Below are 24094 nucleotides of genomic sequence, written 5' to 3'. Positions count from 1 at the left end.
TGGACAGGGGCGCTGTCGCCTCGTAGCTTAACGAATGTTCGACAAAGGCGGTGATCGTCCTTCGTGATCAGAGCAGGGAGCCAAGCATGTCCGACGCAGTACTTGCCGAATTCCGCGACGACGGGATCACCGTCATCACCCTGAACCGCCCCGAGGCCCGCAACGCGGTGAACCGCGCCGTCGCCGAAGGCGTCGCCGCCGCGCTCGACGAGCTCGACCGCAGAGACGACCAGGCCGTCGGTGTCATCACCGGAGCCGGTGGCACGTTCTGCTCGGGCATGGACCTCAAGGCGTTTCTCGCCGGGGAGCGGCCGGTCGTCGAGGGGCGCGGGCTCGCGGGGATCACGGAGGCGCCGCCCCGCAAGCCGATGATCGCCGCCGTCGAGGGGTACGCCCTGGCCGGCGGCTGCGAGATCGTACTCGCCTGCGACATGGTCGTCGCCGCCTCCGACGCAAGTTTCGGGATACCCGAGGTCAAGCGTGGTCTCGTGGCTGCCGCAGGCGGACTGCTGCGCCTGCCGCGCCGCATCCCGCAGCAGATCGCCATGGAGATCGCCCTGACCGGCGACTTCCTCGACGCGGTCCGCGCCCACGACTTCGGGCTCGTCAACCGGCTCACGGGACCCGGTCGTGCCCTGCACGAGGCACTCGACCTGGCGCGGGCCGTCGCAGCCAATGGCCCTCTCGCCGTACGCGCCACCAAGCAGATCCTCACCGAGGCCCGCACCTGGTCGGCCGACGAGGAGTGGGCGCGCATGCGGGAGATCACCACCCCCGTGTTCGGTTCCGACGACGCCAAGGAAGGTCCCCGCGCGTTCGCGGAGAAGCGCGCGCCGCGCTGGACCGGACGGTGAGCGCCGGACCGCTGGCCGGAGTGCGCGTCGTCGAACTGGGCGGACTCGGCCCCGGACCGTTCTGCGGGATGCTGCTCGCCGACCTCGGCGCCGAGGTGATCCGGGTCGACCGGCCCGCCGACGCCGGCCGGGCCACCCGGCATCCCGTCCTCCACCGCAGCCGCACCTCCGTCGCCGTCGACCTCAAGCACCCCGAGGGCTCCGAAGCCGTACGGAGGGTGATTGCGGGCGCCGACGCCGTCATCGAAGGGTTCAGGCCCGGCGCCGTGGAGCGTCTCGGCCTTGGGCCCGATGTGTGCCTCGCCGGCAACCCGAAGCTCGTCTACGGGCGGATGACCGGATGGGGCCAGGACGGGCCACTCGCGCAGGAACCCGGCCATGACATCAACTACATAGCGCTGGCAGGCGCGTTGCACGCCATCGCGCCCGCCGACGGCGACCCCGTGCCGCCGGTCAACCTCGTCGGCGACTTCGGGGGCGGCGGCATGCTGCTCGCCCTCGGGCTGGTCAGCGCGCTCCTGCACGCGCGCACGACGGGCCAGGGACAGGTCGTCGACGCGGCGATGACCGACGGAACCGCCCTGCTGCTCGCCATGACGTACGGCTTCCTGGCCCAGGGAGCCTGGGAGGACCGGCCGGGGGTGAACCTTCTGGACGGGGGTGCGCCCTTCTACGCCGTCTACCGCTGTGCGGACGGCGGACACGTCGCGGTCGGGGCGATCGAGCCGCAGTTCTACGCCGCGCTGCTGGACGTTCTCGGCCTGCGGGACGACGAACGGTTCGCGCGGCAGCGAGACCGCGCGAACTGGCCTGCCATGAAGGCCGTGTTGAAGGAGACGTTCGCCTCGCGCACACGGGACGACTGGAGCGTCGCCTTCGAGGGCAAGGGCGCGTGCGTCACCCCTGTGCTGTCTCTCACCGAAGCCGCCGGGCATCCGCACAACACCGCCCGTGGCACCCACCGCCGCGGAGCACACGGCGGACCCGAACCGGCGCCCGCTCCCAGGTTCAGTGCCACCCCCGCCGACGAGCCGGTTCCCGCGCCCGTCATCGGGGCGCACACGGCCGATGTACTCACGGCCGTGGCTGGTTTCACGGATGACGAGGTCGACACACTGCGCAGGAAGGGGATCGTCGGATGAAGCGATACGTGCCTGAAGGAATGCCGGAGAGCCTCACCTACCCGCACGCGTCCGTCGGTGACCTGCTTGCCGGTTCGGCCCGCCGGCACGCCGGCCGGATCGCGCTGAGGGACGGCGAACTCACCCTCACGTACAGCGAGCTGTACGACTACGCGTCCCGTGTCGCTGCCGGACTGCGGGAGAGGGGCGTACGGCACGGAGAGACCGTTGCCCTCCATCAGCCCAACTCCGCGTGGTTCACGGTGACGTACTACGGCGTACTGCTGGCGGGTGCGGTAGTGACGCCGGTCAACCCGGCCCTGCCTGCCCTGGCCCTGCGCGACCAGCTCCAAGAAGCGGGCGCGGTGGCCGTGTTCACGCACCCCCAGACCCGCTCCGTCCTGGAAGAAGCCGGAGTACCGGAGATCCGGCTGACCGTTCTGGTCCCGCCGACGCAGGCGGCGCCCGCCCTGGACGACGCCGACCTGAGCGGCGTACCACTGGAGGCGCTGCTGGCCACCGAGCCGCGGCACCCCGTCGCCGTGTCCGGCGACGACCTCGCTCACCTCTCCTTCACCGGCGGAACCACGGGTCGCTCCAAGGCGGTGCGGGTGCTGCACCGCAACGTCGTCGCCAACGTCCTGCAGATGGCCTGCTGGCGAGGAGCCGCTCGGCCGGTCGTCGACGTGGAGGGACGCGTGCACCTGGAGCACGTCCCGGAGGCGCAGACCCCGTACACGATCAGGATCGGGTCGTCGACCGGCGTCTCGCTCGCGCCGATGTTCCACGCCATGGGTCTCATCAGCCAGTCCGTGAGCACGGCCACGGGGACGAGCGTCGTCCTCGCGGGGCGGTTCGAGCCGCGGCGGTTCGTGCGGCTGATCGAGCAGCACCGGGTGAACATTATCCCGGGTTCACCCGCCCTGTTCCACGCCCTGCTCGCGCTGCCCGGCATCGAGGACGCCGATCTGGCCTCGGTCCAGATCGTCAACTCCGGAGCGGCGCCCATCGACGGCCACACCCTGTACCGGCTCGGCGAGCTGTTCCCCAATGCGTGCGTCGTCGAGGGATACGGACTCACCGAGGCCACCATGGCCCTCACCACCCACCCGATGCTGCGCAACAGCCCCGTGTCGACCGGCAGCGTCGGCGCGCCGCTCTTCGACACGAACATCGAGATCAGGGAGCTGGGCTGCGGCCCCGTCGTGCCCACGGGCGAGACCGGCGAGGTATGGGCACGCGGCCCGCAGATCACCGACGGCTACCAAGGGCACCAGGACCTCACCGACGAGCAGTACCAGGGCGGCTGGCTGCGCACCGGCGACCTGGGACGCATGGACGAGGACGGGTGGCTCCACCTGGTCGGCCGGGCCAAGGACATGCTGATCTACAAGGGGTACAACGTGTACCCGACGCCCCTTGAGGACCTCCTCTACGAACACCCGGCCGTCGAAGGGGCGAGCGTCATCGGTGTGCCGCACGCCGAAGCCGGCGAGATTCCGGTCGCCTACGTCGTCCCCAGGACCGGATACGAAGGCGGCCCACAACTCGCGTCACAGCTCATGGAGTTCGTGGCCGCGCGTGTCGCTCCCTACCAGCGGGTGCGCGAGATCCACTTCCTGCGCGCCCTGCCGGTCTCCGCGGCAGGCAAGATCCTCAAGACGGAGCTGCGGCAGCGTCATGTGTGACGCGCGGCACCGAGAAAGGCTGTAACACCCATGTACGTGCGAACCGTCCAGCGCGAGCAGAGGATCGGCCCGCCGACGGTCGACACAGAACTGCGCTATCAACGCTGCACCTGGTGTTCGACGGTCGTCTTCCGCACCGTGCTGCTCTGTCCCACCTGTTCGTCCACAGAACTGTGCTGGTCGACCAGCCCCGGCCACGGAACGGTGAGCGGCGTCGTCGAGGTGCGACGCAAGGGACACCGCCCGCGGATGGTCGCCGTCGTGGAACTGGCGGACGGAGTGCGCATGCGCTGCCTCGTCAAGGGAATGTCCCCCTGCGCGGTCACGCCCTTCGGGGCGTCCGTGTCCATCGTCGAGGTCGCGCCCGATGGCATCCCCGTCTTCCGCCTCGATCCCCTGAGGAGAGAACGATGGTGAGCGGGCTCGTGCGGCGCGTGCCGCGGTCCCTGCTGTCCGTCCCGGGCAGCAGCGAGAGGTTCCTCGCGAAGGCACGGGACGTCCCCGCGGAAGGCATCGCGTTCGATCTGGAGGACTCGGTCGCGCCGGCCGACAAGGCGAGCGCACGGCGCCTCGTCGCCGACTGCTTGGCCGATTTCCCCTCACAGGGGCGGATGTTGTGGGTGCGTCCCAACGCCCTGGACTCCGGGCTCCTGGAAGCGGACCTGGACGCCGTGGTGGGGCCTGGCCTGCACGGACTGCATCTGCCGAAGGTCGACGACGCGGAGACCCTCGTCCGGGTAGGTCACTACCTCGACTATCTGGAAGCGGTACGAGGCCTGGACGCCGGTTCGGTGCGGCTCATGGCGTGGATCGAGTCGGCGGCCGGTCTCGCCGACGTCGAGCGGATCTGCCGCGCGTCGCCCCGGCTCGACGGGGTCTCCCTCGGGTCCGAGGACTACACCACGTCCCTCGGCGTGCCCCGTACCCGCGACGGGCGCGAGCTGGCGTACGCCCGAGCCCGTGTCGCCAACGCCGCGGCCGCCGCCGGGATCGGTGCGATCGACGGACCGGAGGCCGACTACCGTGACGTCGAACTCTTCACGGACCAGGCCGAGTCGGCGCGGAACGTCGGCTTCGCCGGCAAGTTCTGCATTCACCCCGGTCAGGTGGACGCCGCCCATCACGTGTTCGCCCCCGGCGACGCCGAGCTGGGCTGGGCCCGCAGCGTGCGCGACGCGTTCGAGGAGGCCGGCGCAGGAGTGGTGACCGTGGCCGGAATGATGGTGGACCGACCCGTCTACCTGCGTGCCTTGCGGACCTTGGGAGTGATGGACGGATGAGCGGGATCACGGCCGACGAGCCGGCAGCGCTGGACGAGGAAGAAGCCGACCCCCTTTGTCCTGGCCCCCTGGGCAAGGGCGAGCACATCTCCGTGCGGGAGGTGGAAGGGGAAGGGCCGGACGGTGGCATCGTCGAGGGGTACTGCCACCCCGGTCGCGCTCCCTCCCGCAGTTACGGCGGAGCCGCCCTGGCCCAGGCGCTCGCCGCCGCGTACCGCACCGTCGACCACGATCGGGCCGTGCACTCGTTGCACGCGTACTTCCTGCGGGCCCTGTCGCCTCAGCGGCCCGTCCGCTACGCCACCGACGTGGTGCGTGACGGCCGCAGCTACTCCATGCGGCAGACCACCGCCGTCCAGGACAGCGAGGAGGCGCTGACCATGAGCGTGTCCTTCAAGTCGGCCCAGGGAGACGGGAGCTGGCGGCAGCCGCAGATGCCGGACGTGCCGGATCCGGGGCGGCTCGGCGACGGCTGGGCCTTCCGGCCGACGGACCATCCGCTGCGTAACGCCCTGGAGTACCGGGAGGTGCCCCGGGCGGCCCCGCACCCCGGAACCGGGCGCATCGACCGCTACGCCTGGATACGCACCGTCGGGACGCTCCCCGACGATCCGACCTTGCACGCCTGCGTCCTGGCCTACGTCTCCGACGCCCCGCTCGCCCCGACGGCCCTGGTGCCGTACGGCGAGCCCCGCCCCGTCGGCGTCGCCCTCGCCTCACTCGACCACGCCATGTGGTTCCACCGGCCGGTCCGCCCCGATCGGTGGCTGCTGTACGCGTGCCGCAGCACGGTCGCCGGGGACGGGCGCACCCTGGCACACGGAGAGTTCTGGACGCGCGACGGAGACCTGGTCGCGTCGGTCGCGCAGGAGGCGCTCCTGCGCGTGCGCTGAGCGGCCCCTGACCCCGGAAAACCCCTGTCCCACGAAGATCACCTCGTGGGACAGGGGTTTTCCGGCGCCAGGCTGGCGGGCGTGCCTAGAGAAAGATGTCGGTCCGCAGTGCCGCGTCACTGTCCGGGTCCGCGCGGTACGCCCCGAAGTCGGTGACGCCCTCCCCGCGCAGTACATCCTCGTCGATCAGGCAGTGTCCGGTCGTGTCCCCCGCCGGGCGGGTCAGCACGGCGTGGGCGGCGTCCGCCATGATCTGCGGGGTCCGGCTGACCCGCGCCGCCTCGTCGGCTCCGCGGAGACTGGCGGTGGCGGCCGTCGCGATCGTGGTCGCCGGCCACAGGCAGTTCGCGGACAGGGATTCGCCTCGGTGCTCCTCGGCGATGCCGAGGGTGAGCATGGTCATGCCGTACTTGCTGACGGTGTACGGGGCGTGGTCGCGCAGCCAGCGCCGGTCCGGGTTCAGCGGCGGCGACAGCGTCAGGACGTGCGCGTGGCCGGAAGCGCGCAGGTGCGGGAGAGCGAGGGAGCTCAGCAGGAACGTGCCGCGCACGTTCACGTCCATCATGAGGTCGTAGCGCTTGAGGGGGAGTTCGCCCGGGTTCTGCAGGGTGATGGCCGAGGCGTTGTTCACCACGACGTCGATGCCGCCGAATTGTTCGACGGTCGCCTCCACGGCCTGTCGTACGTCGTCCTCGTCCCGAACGTCCCCGACGATCGGCAGTGCCTTGCCGCCCGCCTTCTCGATCTCGGCCGCGGCCGTGTGCACGGTTCCGGCGAGCCGGGGGCGCGGGGTGTCCGTCTTGGCGAGCAACGCGACGTTGGCGCCGTCGCGGGCGGCGCGCAGTGCGATGGCCAGGCCGATGCCGCGGCTGCCGCCGGACATCAGGAGCGTGCGGCCGGTCAGTGGGAGGCGTCCTGAGGCGGACGGGGTCATCGGCGTGGTCCTTTCCGGAGCGATACCGCAGGGTGCGGTGCGGGCCGTGAAGCAGGTCACCTCGACGTTGTCTCTCTGGACAGGACCTGCCGCACGGACATAACTTAACGATCGTTCGAACAAGTCGTCTACGACGCACGCCACATTCGACCGGGCGCCGTGGATCACAGGAGAAGAGGCTGCCGTGCGCCGCACGCTGTTCAACGAGGACCACGAGGCGTTCCGTCAGACGCTGCGGGACTTCATCGCCAAGGAGGTCGTCCCGGTCCACCACGAGTGGGAGGAGGCCGGCCACCCGCCGCGCGACTTCTACCGCAAGCTCGGCGAGCTGGGCCTGCTCGGCATCCAGGTGCCCGAGGAGTTCGGCGGCGCGGGGGAGACCAGTTTCAAGTTCTCGGCCATCGCCTCGGAGGAGACCTCGCGGGCCGGTGTCTCGTTCGGCACCTACTCGGTGCACGCCAACCTGATCCTGCCGTACCTGATGGCGTACGCCACGCAGGAGCAGAAGGAGCGCTGGCTGCCCGGCTTCGCCACCGGCGACCTGATGACGGCCATCGCGATGACCGAACCGGGCACCGGCTCCGACCTCGCCAACATCCAGACCAAGGCCGAGCTGTCCGCCGACGGCACGCACTACGTGCTCAACGGCGCCAAGACGTTCATCACCGGCGGAGCACTCGCCGACCTGGTCCTCGTCGTCGCCCGCACGGCGGCCTTCGACCCGGCCGACCGTCGCGCGGGTCTGTCGATCCTCGTCGTGGAATCGGCGAGCGAGGGCTTCACGGTGGGCCGCAAGCTCCAGAAGATCGGTCTGAAGGCGTCCGACACCGCCGAGCTGTCCTTCGTGGACGTGCAGGTCCCGGTCGCGAACCTGCTCGGCGAGGAGGGCAAGGGATTCTCCTACCTCTCCCACAACCTGGCCCAGGAACGGCTCGCCATCGCCGTCGGCGGTGCCGCCACGGCCGCGGCCGCGCTGCGGTTCGCGACCCAGTACGTCAAGGACCGTACCGTCTTCGGCAAGCCCGTCGCCCACTTCCAGAACACCAAGTTCGTCCTCGCCGAGTGCGCCACCGAGGTCGAAGCCGCGCAGCTGATGGCCGACCGGGCCCTCGAACTGCACGACGTCGGCGAGCTGTCGGTGGCCGACGCGGCGAAGGCGAAGCTGTTCTGCACCGAAGTCGCGGGCCGCGTCATCGACAAGTGCCTCCAGTTGCACGGCGGTTACGGCTACGTCACCGAGTACCCGATCGCCCGCCTGTACGCGGACACCCGCGTCTCCCGGATCTACGGCGGCACCAGCGAAGTGATGAAAACGATCATCGCCAAGTCGCTCGGCCTCTGAGCCCCGAGCCCCGAACCCAGCCCGTCCAGAAGGGATTTGCCATGCAGATCGATGCCCGCTCCTCCGCCCTGGTCACCGGTGGCGCCTCCGGTCTCGGCCGCGCCACCGCCGAGCGACTGGCCGCGGCCGGCGCCCGCGTCGTCATCTTCGACCTGCCCACGTCCGACGGCGTCGCCGTCGCCAAGGAGATGGGCGCCACCTTCGCACCCGGTGACGTCACCAGCGAGGCCGACGTCAGCGCGGCCGTCGCCGCGGCCACCGCGCTCGCCCCGCTGCGCATCACCGTCAACTGCGCGGGCATCGGCGGCGCGGGCCGCACCGTCGGCAAGGAAGGCCCGTACGACCTGGACAGGTTCCGCAAGGTGGTCGAGGTCAACCTGATCGGCACCTTCAATGTGATCCGCCTCGCCGCGCAGGCGATGGGTGACAACGAGCCCGTAGACGGCGACCGCGGCGTCATCGTCAACACGGCCTCCGTCGCCGCGTTCGACGGACAGATCGGGCAGTGCTCGTACTCCGCGTCGAAGGGCGGCATCGTCGGCATGACCCTGCCGATCGCCCGCGACCTGGCCCGCACGAACATCCGTGTGATGACCATCGCGCCAGGACTGTTCGAGACGCCGCTGCTCGGCCGTCTTCCGCAGGAGGCGAAGGACTCGCTCGGCGCCCAGGTGCCGCACCCCTCGCGGCTCGGGCAGCCCGCGGAGTACGCGCGGCTCGCCGAGTCCATCATCATCAACCCGATGCTGAACGGCGAGACGATCCGCCTCGACGGCGCGATCCGCATGGCTCCTCGCTAGACCCCGACACCCTTGATCATCGAAGGAGTTCAGCATGCGTGACGCGGTCATCGTCGATGCCGTACGCACCCCCGTCGGCAAGGGAAAGCCGGGCGGTGCCCTGTCAGGCATCCACCCGGTCGACCTCTCCGCCCATGTCCTCAAAGCCCTCGCCGAGCGCACCGGCCTCGACCCGGTCACCGTCGACGACGTGATCTGGGGCTGTGTCTCCCAGGTCGGCGAGCAGGCCGGCGGTGTCGGCCGGTACTCGGTGCTCGCGGCCGGCTGGCCGGAGTCCGTGCCCGGTCTGACCGTCGACCGGCAGTGCGGTTCCTCGCAGCAGGCCGTGCACCAGGCCGCCGCCGGAGTCATCTCCGGGCAGTACGACATCGCCGTCGCGGGCGGCGTCGAGTCCATGTCCCGTGTCCCGATGGGGTCGACGCGGGCGGGCGGCCAGGTCGGCGCCCCGTACGGGCCGCTGGTCGGCGAGCGCTACGACCACTACAAGTTCAACCAGGGCATCGGCGCCGAGATGATCGCCGAAGAGTTCGGACTCACCCGTGCGGAGCTCGACCAGCACGCCGCCGACTCCCACGAGCGCGCCGCCCGTGCGATCGACGAGGGCCGCTTCAAGGGCCAGATCACCCCGGTCACCCTCGCCGACGGCACCGTCTTCGACACCGACGAGGGCGTGCGCCGCGGCACCACGACCGAAAAGCTCGCCGGGCTGAAGACTCCGTTCAAGGAGAACGGCGTCATCTCCGCGGGCAACGCCTCGCAGATCTCCGACGGTGCCGCCGCGCTGCTCGTCACCACGTCCGAGATCGCCGAACGCAACGGCTGGTCGCCGATCGCCCGGTTCCACACCGGCGTCGTCACCGGCGTCGACCCGATCACCATGCTCAAGGGGCCGATTCCCGCCACGGCCAAGGTGCTCGAGCGCTCGGGCCTGGCGCTGGACGAGATCGGCGCGTACGAGATCAACGAGGCCTTCGCCTCCGTCTCGCTCGGCTGGCAGCGGCAGACCGGCGCCGACTACACGCGGATGAACCCCAACGGCGGCGCCATGGCGCTCGGCCACCCGCTCGGTGGCTCCGGCGCCCGTCTGATGACGACGCTGGTGCACCACATGAGGGACAACGGCATCCGCTACGGCCTGCAGTCGATGTGCGAGGGCGGCGGCATGGCCAACGCCACCATCCTCGAACTGCTCTGACACCACTCACGGAAGGACCGAGGACACCATGGACGCCGCCGACTTCAAAGCGGTACGGGACGCCGTGCGTCGTCTCGTGCGCGAGGACGTGGTCCCGCGCGAGGACGAGATCGAGGAGACCGACGCGATACCGGAGGACATCCGGCGCAAGGCGGCGGACATGGGCCTGTTCGGGTACACGCTGCCCGAGGAGCACGGCGGACTCGGGGCCTCCCTGCACGAGGACGTACAGCTGGCCTTCGAGTTCGGCTGGACCACACCCGCGTTCCGCTCCATGTTCGGCACGAACAACGGCATCGCGGGCAAGGTCCTCGTCAACGCCGGGACCGAGGATCAGCAGCGCCACTGGCTGCCCCGGCTCGCCGAGGGCGCCGTCGCCTCGTTCGCGCTGACCGAGGCCGAGGCGGGATCCGACCCCTCCGGTCTGACCACGCGCGCGGTGCGCGAGGGCGACGGGTACGTACTGAACGGCTCGAAGCGCTTCATCACCAACGCGCCGCTCGCGGACCTGTTCGTGGTCTTCGCACGGACCGGTGAGGAGTCGTACGGGACGAAGGGCATCTCGGTCTTCCTCGTCGAGGCCGGGCTGCCGGGCGTCACCGTCGGCCCCAGGGACCACAAGACCGGTCAGGCCGGCGCCTGGACCGCCGAGGTGTTCTTCGACGACGTACGCGTCGACGGGGCGTCACTGGTCGGCGGCGAGGAGGGCGCCGGGTTCGGTGCCGCCATGAAGTCCCTCATCCGCGGCCGCATCCACATCGCCGCGCTGTGCGTCGGCATGGCCGAGCGGATCCTGGAGGAGTCCGTCGCCTACGCCGCCTCCAGCAGGCAGGGCGGCCGTCCCATCGGGGAGTTCCAGCTGGTGCAGGCCATGCTCGCCGAGATCCAGACCGGCGTACTGGCCGGCCGGGCCATGGTCCTGGACGCCGCCGAGAAGTACGACTCCGGTGAGGACCGCAGGCTCAGGCCCTCCGCCACCAAGCTGTACTGCTCCGAGATGGTGTCCAGGGCCGCCGATCTCGCCGTGCAGATCCACGGCGGCATGGGCTACATGCGCGGAACCGTCGTCGAGCGCTGCTACCGCGACGCGCGACTGTTCCGCATCTACGAGGGCACCAGCGAGATCCAGAAGCTGATCATCGGCCGTGCCCTCCTCAAGGACGCTCAGAAGGGTGTGAAGTAGCCGATGGCCATGACCGAGATCCCCCTCATCGCCCAGCTCTCCGAGGACGAGCGGGCCATCGTCGAGGTCGTCGCCGACTTCGTCGACCGTGAAGTGCTGCCGGTGGTGCAGGAGTTGGAGCACTCCAACACCTACCCGGAGAAGCTCGTCGAGCAGATGAAGAAGCTCGGTGTGTTCGGTCTGCTCGCGCCCGCCGAGTACGGAGGCGTGGACGTGTCGACCGCCTGCTTCGCGCTCGTGGCCCAGGAGCTGGCGCGCGGCTGGATGTCCCTGTCCGGGTCGATGGGCGGCCACTCCGTGGTCACCTATCTCATCCGCACGTTCGCTACGCCCGAGCAGCAGGCCGCCTACCTTCCGCGCATGGCGACCGGCGAGCTGCGCGCCACCATGGCGCTCACCGAGCCCGGTGGCGGCTCCGACCTCCAGGCCATGGGCACCAAGGCCGTCCTGGCGGACGGCACGTGGACCGTCAACGGTTCCAAGACCTGGATCACCAACTCGCGCCGCGCCGGTCTCATCGCTCTCCTCTGCCGGACCGAGCCGAAGGAGGGCAAGGGCTTCTCCATTCTCCTGGTGGAGAAGGACGCGGGGTACGTCGTCTCCAAGGACCTGCCCAAGCTCGGCTACAAGGGCGTCGAGAGCTGCGAGTTGGTCTTCGACGACGTGAAGGTGCCGGAGTCGGCCGTACTCGGAGGCACCTCCGGGTCCGGGTTCGCCCAGATGATGCGCGGCCTGGAGATCGGCCGCATCCAGGTCGCCTCCCGCGCCCTCGGTGTCGCCCAGGCCGCCCTGGACGACGCCACCCGCTACGCCCAGGAACGCCACACTTTCGGGCAGCCCATCTGGCAGCACCAGTCGATCGGCAACTACCTCGCCGACGGTGCCACCAAGCTGCGCGCCGCCCGCCTGCTCACCCTGGACGCCGCCGCCCGGGTGGACGCGGGGGAGCGGGCCGACATGGAGGCCGGCATGGCGAAGCTGTTCGCCTCCGAGGTCTGCATGGAGATCGCTCTCAACGCGGTGCGCGTGCACGGCGGTTACGGCTACTCCACCGAGTTCGACGTCGAACGGTACTTCCGCGACGCCCCGCTGATGATCGTCGGCGAGGGCACCAACGAGATCCAGCGCAACGTCATCGCCAAGCAGCACATCGCCCGCAACCGGGTCGACGACGGAGGCCGCCGATGACCGCCCCCTCGACCGGATACGAAGAGGGGCTCGCGACCGGTGAACTGCGCTTCCAGCACTGCGGCGACTGCCAGAACGCCGTCTTCTACCCGCGCGTCCTGTGCCCGCACTGTGGCTCCGAGCCCCTTGAGTGGCGGACGAGTTCGGGACTCGGCACGGTCTACGCCACGACCGTCCTGCACAAGCGCGGCACCGACCCGTACAACGTCGCCCTGGTCGACCTCGACGAGGGGTTCCGCATGATGAGCCGCGTCGAGGGTGTCGCGCCCGAGGACGTCGAGATCGGGTCGCGGGTGGGACTGGCCGTGATCGAGGAGGAGGGCGCGCCGCTCGCCGTCTTCCGACCGCTGGGGGACCAGGAATGAGCAGCACGGATCTGCGGGGCAAGGTCGCCGTCGTGGGAGTCGCCGAGTCCGACCTCGGCCAGGTCGCCCCCGGACTCACCCACTTCGACCTCATGGGTCAGGCCACCGCCCGCGCGCTGAAGGACGCGGGCCTGAAGAAGTCCGACATCGACGGCTTCTTCTGCGCGTCGTCGTACCTCCCGTTCCCGACCCTCGACGTCGCCGAATACCTGGGCATCCGGCCCGTGTACGCCGACTCCACGAACGTCGGAGGCAGTTCCTTCGTCGCCCACCTGCTGCACGCCGCCATGGCCATCGAGGCGGGCCTGTGCACCACCGCTCTCATCGCCTACGGCTCCACCCAGCGCTCCGACGGCGGCCGGCTCGTCTCCCCGACGACGCTGCTGCCATGGGAGGAGGCCTACAGACCCCGCTACCCCGTCTCCATGTACGCTCTCGCCGCCTCCCGGCACATGCACGAGTACGGCACGACGCGTGAGCAGCTCGCCGAGGTCGCCGTCGCCGCCCGGCATTGGGCGCAGCTCAACCCGAAGGCGTTCACCTACGGACGCGGCCCGCTGACCGTCGAGGACGTGCTGTCCTCGCAGATGATCAGCTACCCGCTGACGTCCAAGGACTGCTGCCTGGTCACCGACGGCGGCGGCGCGGTGATCCTCACCAGTGCCGAGCGGGCCCGGGACCTGCCGACCGCCCCGGCGTACTTCCTCGGTGGCGGCGAGGCCACCTGGCACCGCTCGATGTCGCAGATGCCGGACCTGACGACGACCGCCGCCGTCGACTCGGGGCGCCGCGCCTTCGCGATGGCCGGACTGAAGCCGAGCGACGTGGACGTCGTCGAGCTGTACGACGCGTTCACCATCAACACCCTGCTGTTCCTGGAGGACCTGGGGTTCTGCGAGAAGGGAGAGGGCGGGGCGTTCGTGTCGGACGGGAGGATCGCACCCGGCGGCGAGCTGCCGGTGAACACCAACGGCGGCGGCCTGTCGTACTGCCACCCCGGCATGTACGGCATCTTCCTGATCATCGAAGCCGTGCGCCAGCTCCGCGGCGAGGGCGGCGCCCGCCAGCAGGCGAACACGAACGTCGCGCTCGTCAACGGCAACGGCGGTGTCCTCTCCAGCCAGGCCACCGCGCTGCTCGGCACGGCGGAGGCCCTCGGATGACGGCCGACGTCCGCGAGACCTTCGCCCGGATCGAGGCCGCATGGCGGCCCGCTCCCGTGGAGACCACCGAGTTCCTCACGGCCGCGCCCGCCCAGGCCCTGTCCGGCCTCTTCGACCAGCCGCCCGCGGCCACAGCAGTGGGCGATCCACTGCCACCCCTGTGGCACTGGCTGTACCTGCTCGACAGGCCCGCTCAGGCGGAGCTCGGCGAGGACGGCCACCCGCACGACGGACTGTTCCTGCCGCCCCTGCCCCAACGCCGGCGCATGTTCGGGGGTGGACGGTACGCCTTCCACGCGCCGCTATGCGTCGGTGACCTGGTGACGCGCAGCTCAGAGGTCCTGTCCGTGCGGGTCCGCGAGGGAGGGGCGGGACCGCTGCTGCTGGTGACCGTCCGGCACACCCTCCTCGTCGAGGGCGAGGTCCGCACGGTGGAGGAACAGGACATCGTGTACAAGCAGCCCGGAGATGTCCGCGCCACCGCGCCGAAGACCGGCCGGCAGGCCGATCGCCGGAGCGCACCTGAATGGTCGTTCGGTCTGCGCCCCAACCCGTCGCTCCTGTTCCGGTTCAGCGCGCTCACCTACAACGCCCATCGCATCCACTACGACCGCGACTACGCCCGTGACGTCGAGGGCTACCCCGACCTCGTCGTGCACGGCCCGCTGCTCGCCCTGGCCCTGCTCGAACTGCCGCGCCGCCACGTTCCGGAGCGCGCCGTCACCGCCTTCTCGTTCCGTTCCACGGCACCGCTGTTCGCGCCGGGCGAGTTCCAGGTGCGCGGCACACGGGACGGCGACGCGGTCGCGCTGGACGCGGGTCTGACGGGCGCCGTGCCCGGCATCACCGGCACGGCGACGCTGGCATAGGCGTTCGCGAGCCACCAGAGAAAGAAGAGTCATCCCCATGCCCAAGGTCTTCCCCTCTCCCGCCGAGTTCGCCGCCGCGGTCGGCACCCACGTCGGTGTCAGCGACTGGGTGACCGTCGCGCAGGACCGCATCGACACGTTCGCCGACGCCACGGGCGACCACCAGTGGATCCACGTCGACCCGGCGCGCGCCGCGGACGGCCCCTTCGGCGGGACCATCGCGCACGGCTACCTCACCCTCTCCCTCATCCCGGTCCTCACCCAGGGAATCTACAAGATCGAGGGCGTCAAGATGGGCGTCAACTACGGGCTCAACAAGGTCCGCTTCATGAACCCCGTCAAGGCCGGCTCGCGCGTCCGCGCTTCGATCGACATCGTCTCGGCCGACGAGGTGCCCGGCGGCGGACACCAGGTGGTCAACAAGGTCACCATCGAGATCGAGGGCTCCGACAAGCCCGCCTGCGTGGCCGAGACCGTCGTACGCGTCTACGCCTGACCACGCTCCGACACCACCAACCGACCCGCACACGACAATGGAGTGCATCATGTCTTCCGAGGCCGCCCAGAAGGTCGCGATCGTCACCGGAGCCGCCCGCGGCATCGGCGCCGCCACCGCCCAGCGCCTGGCGCAGGACGGTTATGCCGTCGCCGTCCTCGACCTCGACGAGACGGCCTGCGCCGACACCGTCGCCGCCATCGAGAAGGACGGCGGCCGCGCCCTCGCCGTCGGTGTGGACGTCTCCGACGCGGACAAGGTCAAGGCCGCCGTCGAGCGGGTCGCCGCCGAGCTGGGCGCGCCGCTCGTCCTCGTCAACAACGCCGGCATCACCCGCGACAACCTCCTGTTCAAGATGACCGAGCGGGACTGGGACTCCGTCATCGGCGTCCATCTGCGCGGCGCGTTCCTGATGTCCCGCGCATGCCAGGCGTACATGACGGAGGCCCGATGGGGCCGCATCGTCAACCTGTCCTCCACCGCGGCCCTCGGCAACCGCGGCCAGGTCAACTACTCCGCCGCCAAGGCCGGACTCCAGGGTTTCACCAAGACCCTCGCGATCGAGCTCGGCAAGTTCGGCGTCACCGCCAACGCCATCGCGCCCGGCTTCATCGCCACCGAGATGACCGCGAAGACCGCCGAACGCGTCGGGATGTCCTTCGACGACTTCAAGGCGCGAGCCGCGTCGAACATCCCGGTCGCCCGTGTCGGCGCACCAGAGGACATCGCCAACGCCGTGTCGTTCTTCGCGGGCGAGGCCGCCGGGTTCGTCTCCGGACAGGTGCTGTACGTGGCGGGCGGGCCGCGGGCCTGACGCGCGAACGCTTCGTGAACGGCCACGGCGTGCTCCCGCGCCGTGGCCGTTCCCCGTCCCGCCTTTGAACGTTCGTTCAAGGCATTGACAGAGGCGGGTCCGCCGACGATGCTCGTCCCGTCGGAATATGACCACCCGGTCACATTCGATTCCCCTTCCAGGAGTGCCCCCTCACGGCCGCACTCCCGCCCTTCCGCACCCGGCCTCGTCGCCGACGCCGATGGAGGAATCCCGCATGGGCCCCTTTCTGCCCGATGCCGTACGCCGTCACGCCGCCGGCCGCCCGCACGCGCCGGCGGTCACCCAAGGCGCCGAGACCCGCACCTACGCGGATCTCGACGCGCGCAGCAATCGCGCCGCCCGGGCGCTGCTCGCGCTGGGGCTGCCCGACGGTGCCCGCGTCGGCTACCTGGTCCGCCCCGGCCTGATGGCCGCCGAGCTGCTGGTGGCCTGTGCCAAGGCAGGTCTCGTGGCCACGCCGCTGAACTGGCGGCTCGCCGAGCCCGAGCTGATCGCCGTCGCCCGCGACGCCGGACTGGGTGTCGTCCTCACCGAAACCGAGTTCCTGCCCAAGGCCCGCGCCGTACGCGCCGCCCTGCCCGGCATCGACCTCGTCACCGAGTCCGGTGCGGGCGAGGAGCACGGCGAGCGGACGTACGAACGCTGGCTCGACGACGCGAGCGCGGACGACCCCGGTCACGGCCAGGACGGCGACGCCGTCTTCCTCCAGCTCTACACCTCCGGCACCACGGGCCTGCCCAAGGGCGTCCAGCTCACCCTGGGCAACGTCAGCGCGGGGGAGCACCAGCTCCGCGAGATGGGCTGGCAGCAGTCCTCGGTGGCCCTGAACGCCATGCCCGTCTTCCACATCGCCGGCACCGGCTGGCTGGTCACGGCACTGAGCGCGGGCGCGCACACCGTGGCGCTGGCCGACCTGGTCCCGGCGCGTGTCGTCGAGGAGATGGAACGCCACCGCGTCACCCACGCCTTCTTCGTGCCCGCCGTGCTCCACCTGCTGACCCAGCTGCCTGGCGTGGGCGAACGCGACTTCTCCGCGCTCGAACTCATCGTCTACGGCGCCTCCCCGATCACCCCGGCCTTGCTGCGCCGCTCCATGGACACCTTCGGCTGCGGCTTCTACCAGAAGTACGGGCAGACCGAGACGACAGGCTCCGCCACGCGCCTGCTCCCGGAGGACCACGTCGTGGACGGGCCGCGCTCCGCGCTGCTGCGCTCGGCGGGCAACACCCGGCCCGACGTCGAGGTCGCCATCGCCGACCCAGTGACGGGGGAGACGGTGCCGCCCGGCACGGTCGGTGAGATCCTCACCCGCTCGCACCACCTCACCCCCGGCTACTGGCAGCGGCCCGACGAGAACGTCGCCCTGTTCACCGCGGACGGCTGGCTGCGCACCGGTGACGCCGGCTACCTCGACAAGGACGGCTACCTCTTCATCACCGACCGCATCAAGGACATGGTGATCACCGGCGGCGAGAACGTGTATCCCATAGAGGTGGAGTCCGCGCTCGCCGAACACCCCGCCGTCCTCGACGTCGCCGTGTTCGGTACACCCGACGAGACGTGGGGCGAGGCGGTCACCGCCGCCGTCGTGCTCCGCCCGGAGGCGGCCCCCGTGAGCGCCGACGACCTCATCGCCTTCACGCGTGACCGCGTGGCCTCCTACAAGAAGCCGCGCGTCGTGCACTTCGTGGACGAGCTGCCGCGCAATCCCAGCGGCAAGATCCTCAAGCGGGTGCTGCGCAGTGAACTGAGCCCCGACAGCTGACGCCGCACCTGCCATGATGGGGCGTGCACACGACCGTGCGACGCCCCATCGGAGGATCCTTGCCCACGACGACCTGGCAGCGACTCGATCCCGCGCGCCGCGAGCGGATCACCGCCGCGGCGATGACCGAGTTCGGGCGTCACGGCTACTCGGCGGGAAGCCTCAACACCGTCGCGCGCGAGGCGGGCGTGGCCAAGGGGTCGCTGTTCCAGTACTTCGACGACAAGCTCGACCTGTTCCGGTATGTCGCCGAGACCGCCGCGCAGCGGGTCCGTGACGCCCTCGCGCCCTGGCTCGGCACCCTTCCGCGCGACACCACCTACCACGCCTTCTTCTGCGGCGGCGTCCTCGCCTGGGTCGACTACTTCGCCACCCATCCGCTGGAACGCGGCGTCATCGCCGCCACCCACCTGGAGATCGACCCCGAGGTGCGCACCGCCGTCCACGAACCGGCCCGCCGCCTGTACACCGCGGAGGTCGCCTCGCTCGCCCGACAGGCGGTCGCGCGTGGCGACCTCCGCGCGGACGCGAGTCCCGACATGTTCGCGGCGCTCGCCAGTGTGCTGCTGCCGTATCTCGCGGTCGCGCCGTGCGAGCCGGGTTTCGAGGGCCCTGTGCCGCTCTACGGGCTGCCGCGCGACGAGCTGCACTCCCGGGTCAGGGAGCTGGCATCCAGCTTGTTCGCGGGGTTCGGACCCGTGCCGGCCTGAGCGTCCGAGAGGTCCGCAAGGAACGGATCTCGTCGGGAGCGGCTAGGCCGTTCCCTCCCGCCATGGCAGGTACTCCGGCAGGTCTTCCGGAAGCCGCCCCGGGAACTGGGGCGTCCGCCGTTCGAAGAACGACTTCACGCCTTCCCGCGCGTCGGCGCCGCGCACCGTGTCGAAGACGAGACGCGAGTCCAGCCGGTGCACGGCTTCGGGACTTTCGGCCCAGGCCATGCGGTACACGAGCTGCCGGGTGACGGCGACCGAGACCGGTGCGGTCTGGTCGGCCAGGCCGCGGGCGAGCGCGTACGCCGCGTCGAGCACGTCGTCCGACTCGTGCAGGCTGTGCACGAGCCCGGCGTCGAGGGCTTCCTCGGCCGGCACGATGCGGCCCGAGATCAGCCAGTCCAGCGCCTTCGCCAAGCCCACCAGACGTGGCAGGAACCATGCGGACGCGCCCTCGGGCACGATGCCGCGCCGCGTGAACGGGAAGCCGAACTTCGTGCCGTGCGCGGCGAGCCGGTAGTCGACGGGCAGCAGCATCGTCGAGCCGACGCCCACGGCGGCGCCGCGCACCGCGGCGACCACCGGCTTGTTCATCGCGTACAGGACACGTGTGACCAGGCCGGCGGGCTCTTGGTACGTACCGTCCGCGACCTGCCGCGCCGTGTCCTCGTCGACCTTCTGCGTGAAGCCCTGCTCCTTGCCGGAACCGGCCGACAGATCGGCACCCACGCAGAAGTCCTGGCCCGCGCCGGTCAGGACGACGACGCGCACGGCGTGGTCGGCGTCGGCGGTGCGCAGCGCGTCCGTGATCTCGTCGGCCATCTGCCGGGTGTAGCCGTTGCGGGCTTCGGGCCGGTCGAGCGTGATCGTGGCGACGCGGTCGGCGACGCCGTAGGAGATCTGCTCGTACCTCTCCGTCACCTTCCGGGCCTCCTGCATCTTCGTGCTCCTGGTGTGATCGGTCACAGCGCACCCCCGGCGTGCAGCTCGGCGAGGGCGTCGGTGTCGTAGCCGAGTCCGCGCAGTACGGGCTCGGTGTGCTCGCCGACCGCCGGGACAGGGTCCATACGGGGCGTCAGGCCCGTGGGCGTGGCGGGTGGCAGGAGTGCCTTGACGGTGCCGCCGGGTGTGGCGACGTCCCGCCACCGGTCACGCCCCGCGAGGACAGGATGGTCCCAGAAATCGGCGACCGAGTTGAGGCGCGCGTTGGCGACCTTCGCCTCGTCGAGCAGCTTCACCGCGTCGGCGGCGGTGAGCTCCGCGAAGCGTGCGGCGACGACGGCGTTCAGTTCCTCGCGGCGGGCCACGCGCGACGACCCCTTGCGGAACCGGTCGTCCGTCGCCAGGGCGGCATCGTCGAGGAACACGGCGCAGAACGAGGCCCATTCACGCTCGTTCTGGATCGCGAGCAGCACCGTCCTCCCGTCGGCCGCGTCGAACGGACCGTACGGCGCGATCGTTGCGTGCTGCGCACCCACGCGCGCGGGCTGCGTGCCCGAATACGCCGTGTAGTACGCGGGCGAGCCCATCCACTCGGACAGCGCCTCGAAGAGCGACACCTCGACGGGCCGCGCCACACCGGACTCCCGGCGTTCGTAGAGCGCGGTGAGGATGCCCGAGTACGCGTACATGCCCGCCGCGATGTCGGCGATCGAGATGCCCACCTTCGCGGGCGCCTCGGGAGTGCCGGTCAGCGACACCACACCGGTCTCGCACTGGATGAGCAAGTCGTACGCCTTGCGGTCCGCCCACGGCCCGGTGTTGCCGTATCCGGAGATGTCGCACACGATCAACGACGGGTGACGCCGAGAGAGTTCGGCCGCGCCGAGGCCCAGGCGCCGGGCCGCGCCGGGCGCCAGGTTCTGCACGAACACATCCGCCTCGCCGAGCAGCCTCTCCAGGACCTCGCGGCCGCCGGGCGACTTGATGTCGAGCGCCACCGACTCCTTCGAGCGGTTCAGCCACACGAAGTAGCTCGACTGGCCGTGCACGGACTCGTCGTAGCCACGGGCGAAGTCACCGGCGCCGGGCCGTTCCACCTTGATGACGCGGGCGCCGAGGTCGGCGAGCTGGCGGGTCGCGAACGGCGCCGCGACCGCCTGCTCCAGGCTGACGACGGTGACGCCTTCCAGGGGCAGGCGGGTCATTCGTTCTCCAGGGGGCACGCGGTGGAGGGGAAGGAAGCGCGCATCAATTCGGCTGCGCCCTTCCAGTCGAGGCCGGTCAGGAGGCCGACGACGTCGGAGCCGCAGTCCGCGAGCTTCGCGGCGAACTCGGTCTCGGTAGCGGGGAGTGCGGGCGATCCGGGCGGGAAGGCGAGCGTCGCGGTGTGTGCGGCGCCGTCGACCGTGGTGATCTCCACCGTCGTCTCGCCGGTCAACAGGCCGTCGCCGTCGGGCGACATGACGACCTCGACCAGCTCCACCAGGCGGCGTGCGGCCGGACGGCGTACCTGCTCGTCGGTGAACGACGTGAACCCGGGGTGCCGGTCGAGCAGCGCCGCGGCGACGGCGTACTCCAGGCTGAACTTGCCCTGCAGACCGGTGTCCGGGCGGGCGTGGATCAGCGGGTGCACGGCGGCCTTCGGCGTGCGCACGACGATGCGCACGACATCGGACGAACTGATCGCTCGCTCGGCGATCAGTTCGCGGACCGCGCCGATCGGGCGCTGCATGGCGTAGCAACACGGGAAGATCTTGGTCGCCAGGCCGCCGGGCACAGCAGCGGTGGTGGGGGCGAAGGCGTCGGCGGCGAGGGCCTCCCGGTCGCCGCCGACCAACGGCAGCCACGCGTCCAGGGCGGAGGGGTCGGCGCCCGCGCCGGCCGCCGCCAGTCGTGCCGCCCGCACTCCGGCCTCGGTCGCGAAGCCCACCTGGAGCGACTTCGTGTCCGTGCCGAACGCCCGCTGCACCCCACCTGCCGCGGGCAGCGCCAGCGAGATCGCGCGCGCCAGGCCCTCGGTGTCCAGGCCCAGCGCGAGGCCCGCTCCGACGGCGGCCGCCGGGGCACCGGTCGTGCAGGTCGCGTGCCAGCCGCTGGTGTAGTGCCCCCAGCCGAGCGCGACGCCGAGCCGGGCCATCACCCCGGCCGCGGCCAGGTACTCACGAGCGCCGCCGCCGGCCGCGAGCACCGCGGGCACGCACACGACGGAGATGTGCGCGGTGGACGGCAGATGCAGATCGTCGAAGTCCAGTACGTGGCCGACCGCGGCCCAGCGGGCGGCTTCCGGCAGTCCTGCGGACAGGCCGGCCATGCGGTGCCCGCGTGCGGCCAAGGACACGGCGACCGTGTCCCTGAGCGCGTGCTCGGCCAGGCGCAGGTCGGCGGGGGAGGGATCGAGGGCGTGGGCCCAGGCGGCCAGCTCCTCGGCGAGGTACGGCATGCGTCTCTCCCGAAGGGGGTGATCGGTGGCGCCGCACGGGCCGACGAAAGGGCGGGGCGCGCCACGGGAGGCAGGGTTGTCGGATCGGTTGACTGTGCCGGGCGGCCATGGTTACGTGCAGCCCGCAATTAATTCGAACGATCGTTAAGTTAACAGATGGGGGCTACACCCACCATGCCCCCGTGCGTGACGAACGCCGCACCACGAACCGCATGACGCATCACCGGACGAAGACCCGCCGTACGCCGAACCCCCGCACGACGAAACGGGGCAGCATGCCCGCCCCATCCACCGCCGTGTCCCCGCTCGACTGGGGCGACCGGACCGACGTCACGAACGCCCGCCGAGGCCGACTCGGCACCCTGGAACCGCGCGTGATCAAGAACGCGGCGGGCCGGGGTCTGGGACAACGAACGCTGGTCGTTCCTCGCCGATGACTGCCCCGACACCGCCGACCCGAGCCTGTGGCGCCAGAGCCGGCTCAACTCCCTGCACGGCCTGTTCGAGGTGACCGAGGGCGTCTACCAGGTCCGCGGCTTCGACGTGTCCAACATGACCGTCGTCGAGGGCCCGGACGGGCTCGTCATCGTCGACCCGCTGATCAGCGAGGAGTGCGCGGACGCCGCCCTCGCGCTCTAGCGCCGCCACCGCGGCGACACGCTCCCCGTCGCGGCCGGCCGGGTGCGGATCGTCGCCCCGAGGGCTTCATGGAGGAAGCGGTCAGCGAGAACGTCGTCGCCGGGCCCGCCATGCTGCGCCGCGCCCAGTACATGTACGGCGTCGGGGCGAACAGGGGCATATCTGGACAGTGGGCAGTGCTTGACCCGCGCGACCTGAACGATTGCTCTGGGAATGGTCGCTGGTCAGGTACCGCATGGATCAAGGAATCCTGGATGGGCATGGCCCACGGCGGTACGATGACGGCGCGTCGCTAGTTGTACGACTGTTCAGTCACGGAGTGAGCTGAGCCGCTGAGACGATCGGAGCACCGTGTCCACGCGACCCGCAGGCCACAAGGCCATCATCGAGGCCGCCCGCGAGGAGTTCTCCGAGCAGGGGTACGGCGCGACCTCGATCCGGAACATCGCCAAGCGGGCCGGGGTCAGCCTCTCCGCGCTGTACTACTACTACAAGGGCAAGCAGGAACTCCTCGTCGCGATCCTCGACGACGGTCTCGACGCCTACTTCGGCGCCTGCGACACCGCCCTGCGGGAGGCGGGCGACGACCCGGCCGAACAGTTGGAAGCACTGGTCGCGGCCACGGTCCGGTTCCGTATCGAGCACCCCGTCAAGAGCAGCATCGTGCTCACTGAGGGACGCAGCCTGGAACCGGAACACCTCGCCCGCTACCGGAAGAACGAGGAGCGCGGCACCCAGCAGTTCCGTGAGGTCATCGAGCGGGGAATGGCCGACGGCATGTTCCTGACGCCCTACCCGGAGGACGCCCGTCGCGCGGTCATCGCCATGTGCAACGCCATCGCGCAGTGGTACCGGCCCGAGGGCGAGGTGACCCCTGAAGAACTCGTGGAGCGTTACGTGTCACTGGCGCTGACCGTGGTGGAGTATCGGCCGCGCTCGGTGCGCAAGGCCGTGCGCAGGTAGGGCCGGGGTTGCGTCCAGGGAAGTGGTGTACGGGTTCGACTGAGGTTGATCCCCGGGAGTGGGCACCGGGTTTCATGCGACGAGACCCGACATCCGCGAGCTACCAAGAGGCCCTTCCTTCATGCACTGGCCTTGAACAACTCACCCGAACCAGGCGCCCGTTCGAACCTGTCCAACTGCGCGAACGGATAGAGAACAGACAGTTACACTCCTCGCTTGCGCGGCTCGCACGGGAGCACGAGAGGGGATCCGGGCGATCGCTCCGGGTGCCTGCGCAGCGGGTATCGCCACCCGGCGCCTTCCCGGCGCCAGCGCAGTGCCTGAGGCTGCCGCACAGGCCCGCAAGGCATCAGTGCGCATGGCCGGTCAGCTTCGAGGACGGCCCATGACGATGGTGGCGGGGGCCTTCCCCCGTGAAGGTGGGCACGC

24 protein-coding genes are annotated in these 24094 nt (G+C 70.6%); 20 read left to right on the top strand and 4 right to left on the bottom strand.

Going from position 1 to position 24094, the window contains the following annotated elements; genetic code table 11:
- Positions 1–86: 86 nt before the first annotated feature.
- From WN71_RS08745 to WN71_RS08720, 6 genes are read left to right on the top strand one after another with little or no spacing between them, the layout of a single operon-like run.
- Positions 87–854, top strand: a complete 768-nt coding sequence (locus tag WN71_RS08745) for a crotonase/enoyl-CoA hydratase family protein (protein WP_046592165.1) — start codon at positions 87–89, stop codon at positions 852–854.
- Entirely contained in the window at positions 851–1996 is a 1146-nt protein-coding gene (locus tag WN71_RS08740) for a CaiB/BaiF CoA transferase family protein (RefSeq protein WP_167382904.1), read from the top strand. Before WN71_RS08745 ends, WN71_RS08740 begins: the two co-directional genes overlap by 4 nt.
- Complete coding sequence (locus tag WN71_RS08735) at positions 1993–3663, top strand: class I adenylate-forming enzyme family protein (RefSeq protein ID WP_046592164.1); 1671 nt, start codon at positions 1993–1995, stop codon at positions 3661–3663. The genes WN71_RS08740 and WN71_RS08735 overlap by 4 nt, the downstream gene beginning before the upstream one ends.
- A 30-nt stretch (positions 3664–3693) precedes the next feature.
- On the top strand, positions 3694–4080 hold the full coding sequence (locus WN71_RS08730) for a Zn-ribbon domain-containing OB-fold protein (protein WP_052743221.1): 387 nt from the start codon (positions 3694–3696) through the stop codon (positions 4078–4080).
- The gene (locus WN71_RS08725) at positions 4074–4943 is read left to right on the top strand and encodes an HpcH/HpaI aldolase/citrate lyase family protein (RefSeq protein WP_052743220.1); all 870 of its coding nucleotides are present in this window, start codon (positions 4074–4076) and stop codon (positions 4941–4943) included. The genes WN71_RS08730 and WN71_RS08725 overlap by 7 nt, the downstream gene beginning before the upstream one ends.
- The gene (locus WN71_RS08720) at positions 4940–5836 is read left to right on the top strand and encodes an acyl-CoA thioesterase (RefSeq protein WP_052743219.1); all 897 of its coding nucleotides are present in this window, start codon (positions 4940–4942) and stop codon (positions 5834–5836) included. The genes WN71_RS08725 and WN71_RS08720 overlap by 4 nt, the downstream gene beginning before the upstream one ends.
- An 85-nt stretch (positions 5837–5921) precedes the next feature.
- Here WN71_RS08720 and WN71_RS08715 read toward each other — a convergent pair whose 3' ends face one another.
- On the bottom strand, positions 5922–6770 hold the full coding sequence (locus WN71_RS08715) for an SDR family oxidoreductase (protein ID WP_046592163.1): 849 nt from the start codon (positions 6768–6770) through the stop codon (positions 5922–5924).
- A 184-nt stretch (positions 6771–6954) separates the two neighbouring features.
- On the opposite strand from WN71_RS08715, the gene WN71_RS08710 reads away from it, so the two are divergent.
- The 12 genes from WN71_RS08710 to WN71_RS08655 all read left to right on the top strand — a co-directional run bounded on the left by WN71_RS08710 (position 6955) and on the right by WN71_RS08655 (position 18681).
- Entirely contained in the window at positions 6955–8112 is a 1158-nt protein-coding gene (locus WN71_RS08710; protein WP_046592162.1) for an acyl-CoA dehydrogenase family protein, read from the top strand.
- 41 nt (positions 8113–8153) lie between these two features.
- Positions 8154–8912 carry a 3-hydroxyacyl-CoA dehydrogenase gene (locus WN71_RS08705; RefSeq protein WP_046592161.1) on the top strand — a complete coding sequence of 253 codons (759 nt, stop codon included), beginning with the start codon at positions 8154–8156 and terminating at the stop codon, positions 8910–8912.
- Between the two features lie 34 nt (positions 8913–8946).
- A complete protein-coding gene (locus tag WN71_RS08700) occupies positions 8947–10107 on the top strand; it encodes a thiolase family protein (protein ID WP_046592160.1) in 1161 nt (386 codons plus the stop codon).
- 28 nt (positions 10108–10135) lie between these two features.
- On the top strand, positions 10136–11290 hold the full coding sequence (locus tag WN71_RS08695; RefSeq protein ID WP_046592159.1) for an acyl-CoA dehydrogenase family protein: 1155 nt from the start codon (positions 10136–10138) through the stop codon (positions 11288–11290).
- 9 nt (positions 11291–11299) lie between these two features.
- A complete protein-coding gene (locus WN71_RS08690) occupies positions 11300–12478 on the top strand; it encodes an acyl-CoA dehydrogenase family protein (RefSeq protein WP_046592191.1) in 1179 nt (392 codons plus the stop codon).
- A complete protein-coding gene (locus WN71_RS08685; RefSeq protein WP_046592158.1) occupies positions 12475–12843 on the top strand; it encodes a Zn-ribbon domain-containing OB-fold protein in 369 nt (122 codons plus the stop codon). Before WN71_RS08690 ends, WN71_RS08685 begins: the two co-directional genes overlap by 4 nt.
- Positions 12840–14006, top strand: a complete 1167-nt coding sequence (locus WN71_RS08680; RefSeq protein ID WP_046592157.1) for a thiolase — start codon at positions 12840–12842, stop codon at positions 14004–14006. The genes WN71_RS08685 and WN71_RS08680 overlap by 4 nt, the downstream gene beginning before the upstream one ends.
- Positions 14003–14875, top strand: a complete 873-nt coding sequence (locus WN71_RS08675; protein WP_046592156.1) for an HTD2 family dehydratase — start codon at positions 14003–14005, stop codon at positions 14873–14875. The genes WN71_RS08680 and WN71_RS08675 overlap by 4 nt, the downstream gene beginning before the upstream one ends.
- Positions 14876–14912: 37 nt before the next feature.
- On the top strand, positions 14913–15371 hold the full coding sequence (locus WN71_RS08670; protein WP_046592155.1) for a MaoC family dehydratase: 459 nt from the start codon (positions 14913–14915) through the stop codon (positions 15369–15371).
- A gap of 49 nt (positions 15372–15420) precedes the next feature.
- Entirely contained in the window at positions 15421–16185 is a 765-nt protein-coding gene (fabG, locus tag WN71_RS08665; RefSeq protein ID WP_046592154.1) for a 3-oxoacyl-ACP reductase FabG, read from the top strand.
- Positions 16186–16420: 235 nt separating this feature from the next.
- Positions 16421–17971 (top strand): long-chain-fatty-acid--CoA ligase, encoded by a 1551-nt coding sequence (locus WN71_RS08660; protein ID WP_107469600.1) that lies wholly within the window; start codon positions 16421–16423, stop codon positions 17969–17971.
- A 59-nt stretch (positions 17972–18030) separates the two neighbouring features.
- The gene (locus tag WN71_RS08655) at positions 18031–18681 is read left to right on the top strand and encodes a TetR/AcrR family transcriptional regulator (protein WP_046592152.1); all 651 of its coding nucleotides are present in this window, start codon (positions 18031–18033) and stop codon (positions 18679–18681) included.
- A gap of 42 nt (positions 18682–18723) precedes the next feature.
- On the opposite strand, the gene WN71_RS08650 is transcribed toward WN71_RS08655, so the two are convergent.
- From WN71_RS08650 to WN71_RS08640, 3 genes are read right to left on the bottom strand one after another with little or no spacing between them, the layout of a single operon-like run.
- A complete protein-coding gene (locus WN71_RS08650; protein WP_046592151.1) occupies positions 18724–19620 on the bottom strand; it encodes an enoyl-CoA hydratase-related protein in 897 nt (298 codons plus the stop codon).
- Between the two features lie 23 nt (positions 19621–19643).
- The gene (locus WN71_RS08645; RefSeq protein ID WP_046592150.1) at positions 19644–20828 is read right to left on the bottom strand and encodes a CaiB/BaiF CoA transferase family protein; all 1185 of its coding nucleotides are present in this window, start codon (positions 20826–20828) and stop codon (positions 19644–19646) included.
- A complete protein-coding gene (locus WN71_RS08640; protein WP_046592149.1) occupies positions 20825–22063 on the bottom strand; it encodes an MmgE/PrpD family protein in 1239 nt (412 codons plus the stop codon). Before WN71_RS08640 ends, WN71_RS08645 begins: the two co-directional genes overlap by 4 nt.
- Before the next feature lie 507 nt (positions 22064–22570).
- Here WN71_RS08640 and WN71_RS43330 point away from each other — a divergent pair.
- Entirely contained in the window at positions 22571–22702 is a 132-nt protein-coding gene (locus tag WN71_RS43330; RefSeq protein ID WP_143074817.1) for an MBL fold metallo-hydrolase, read from the top strand.
- 351 nt (positions 22703–23053) lie between these two features.
- On the top strand, positions 23054–23665 hold the full coding sequence (locus WN71_RS08630) for a TetR/AcrR family transcriptional regulator (RefSeq protein WP_046592148.1): 612 nt from the start codon (positions 23054–23056) through the stop codon (positions 23663–23665).
- The last annotated feature ends 429 nt before the right edge of the window (positions 23666–24094 follow it).

This window comes from Streptomyces mangrovisoli (assembly GCF_000974985.2).
GTDB classification, from domain to species: domain Bacteria; phylum Actinomycetota; class Actinomycetes; order Streptomycetales; family Streptomycetaceae; genus Streptomyces; species Streptomyces mangrovisoli.
This window is presented reverse-complemented; position numbering and strand designations above follow the sequence as displayed.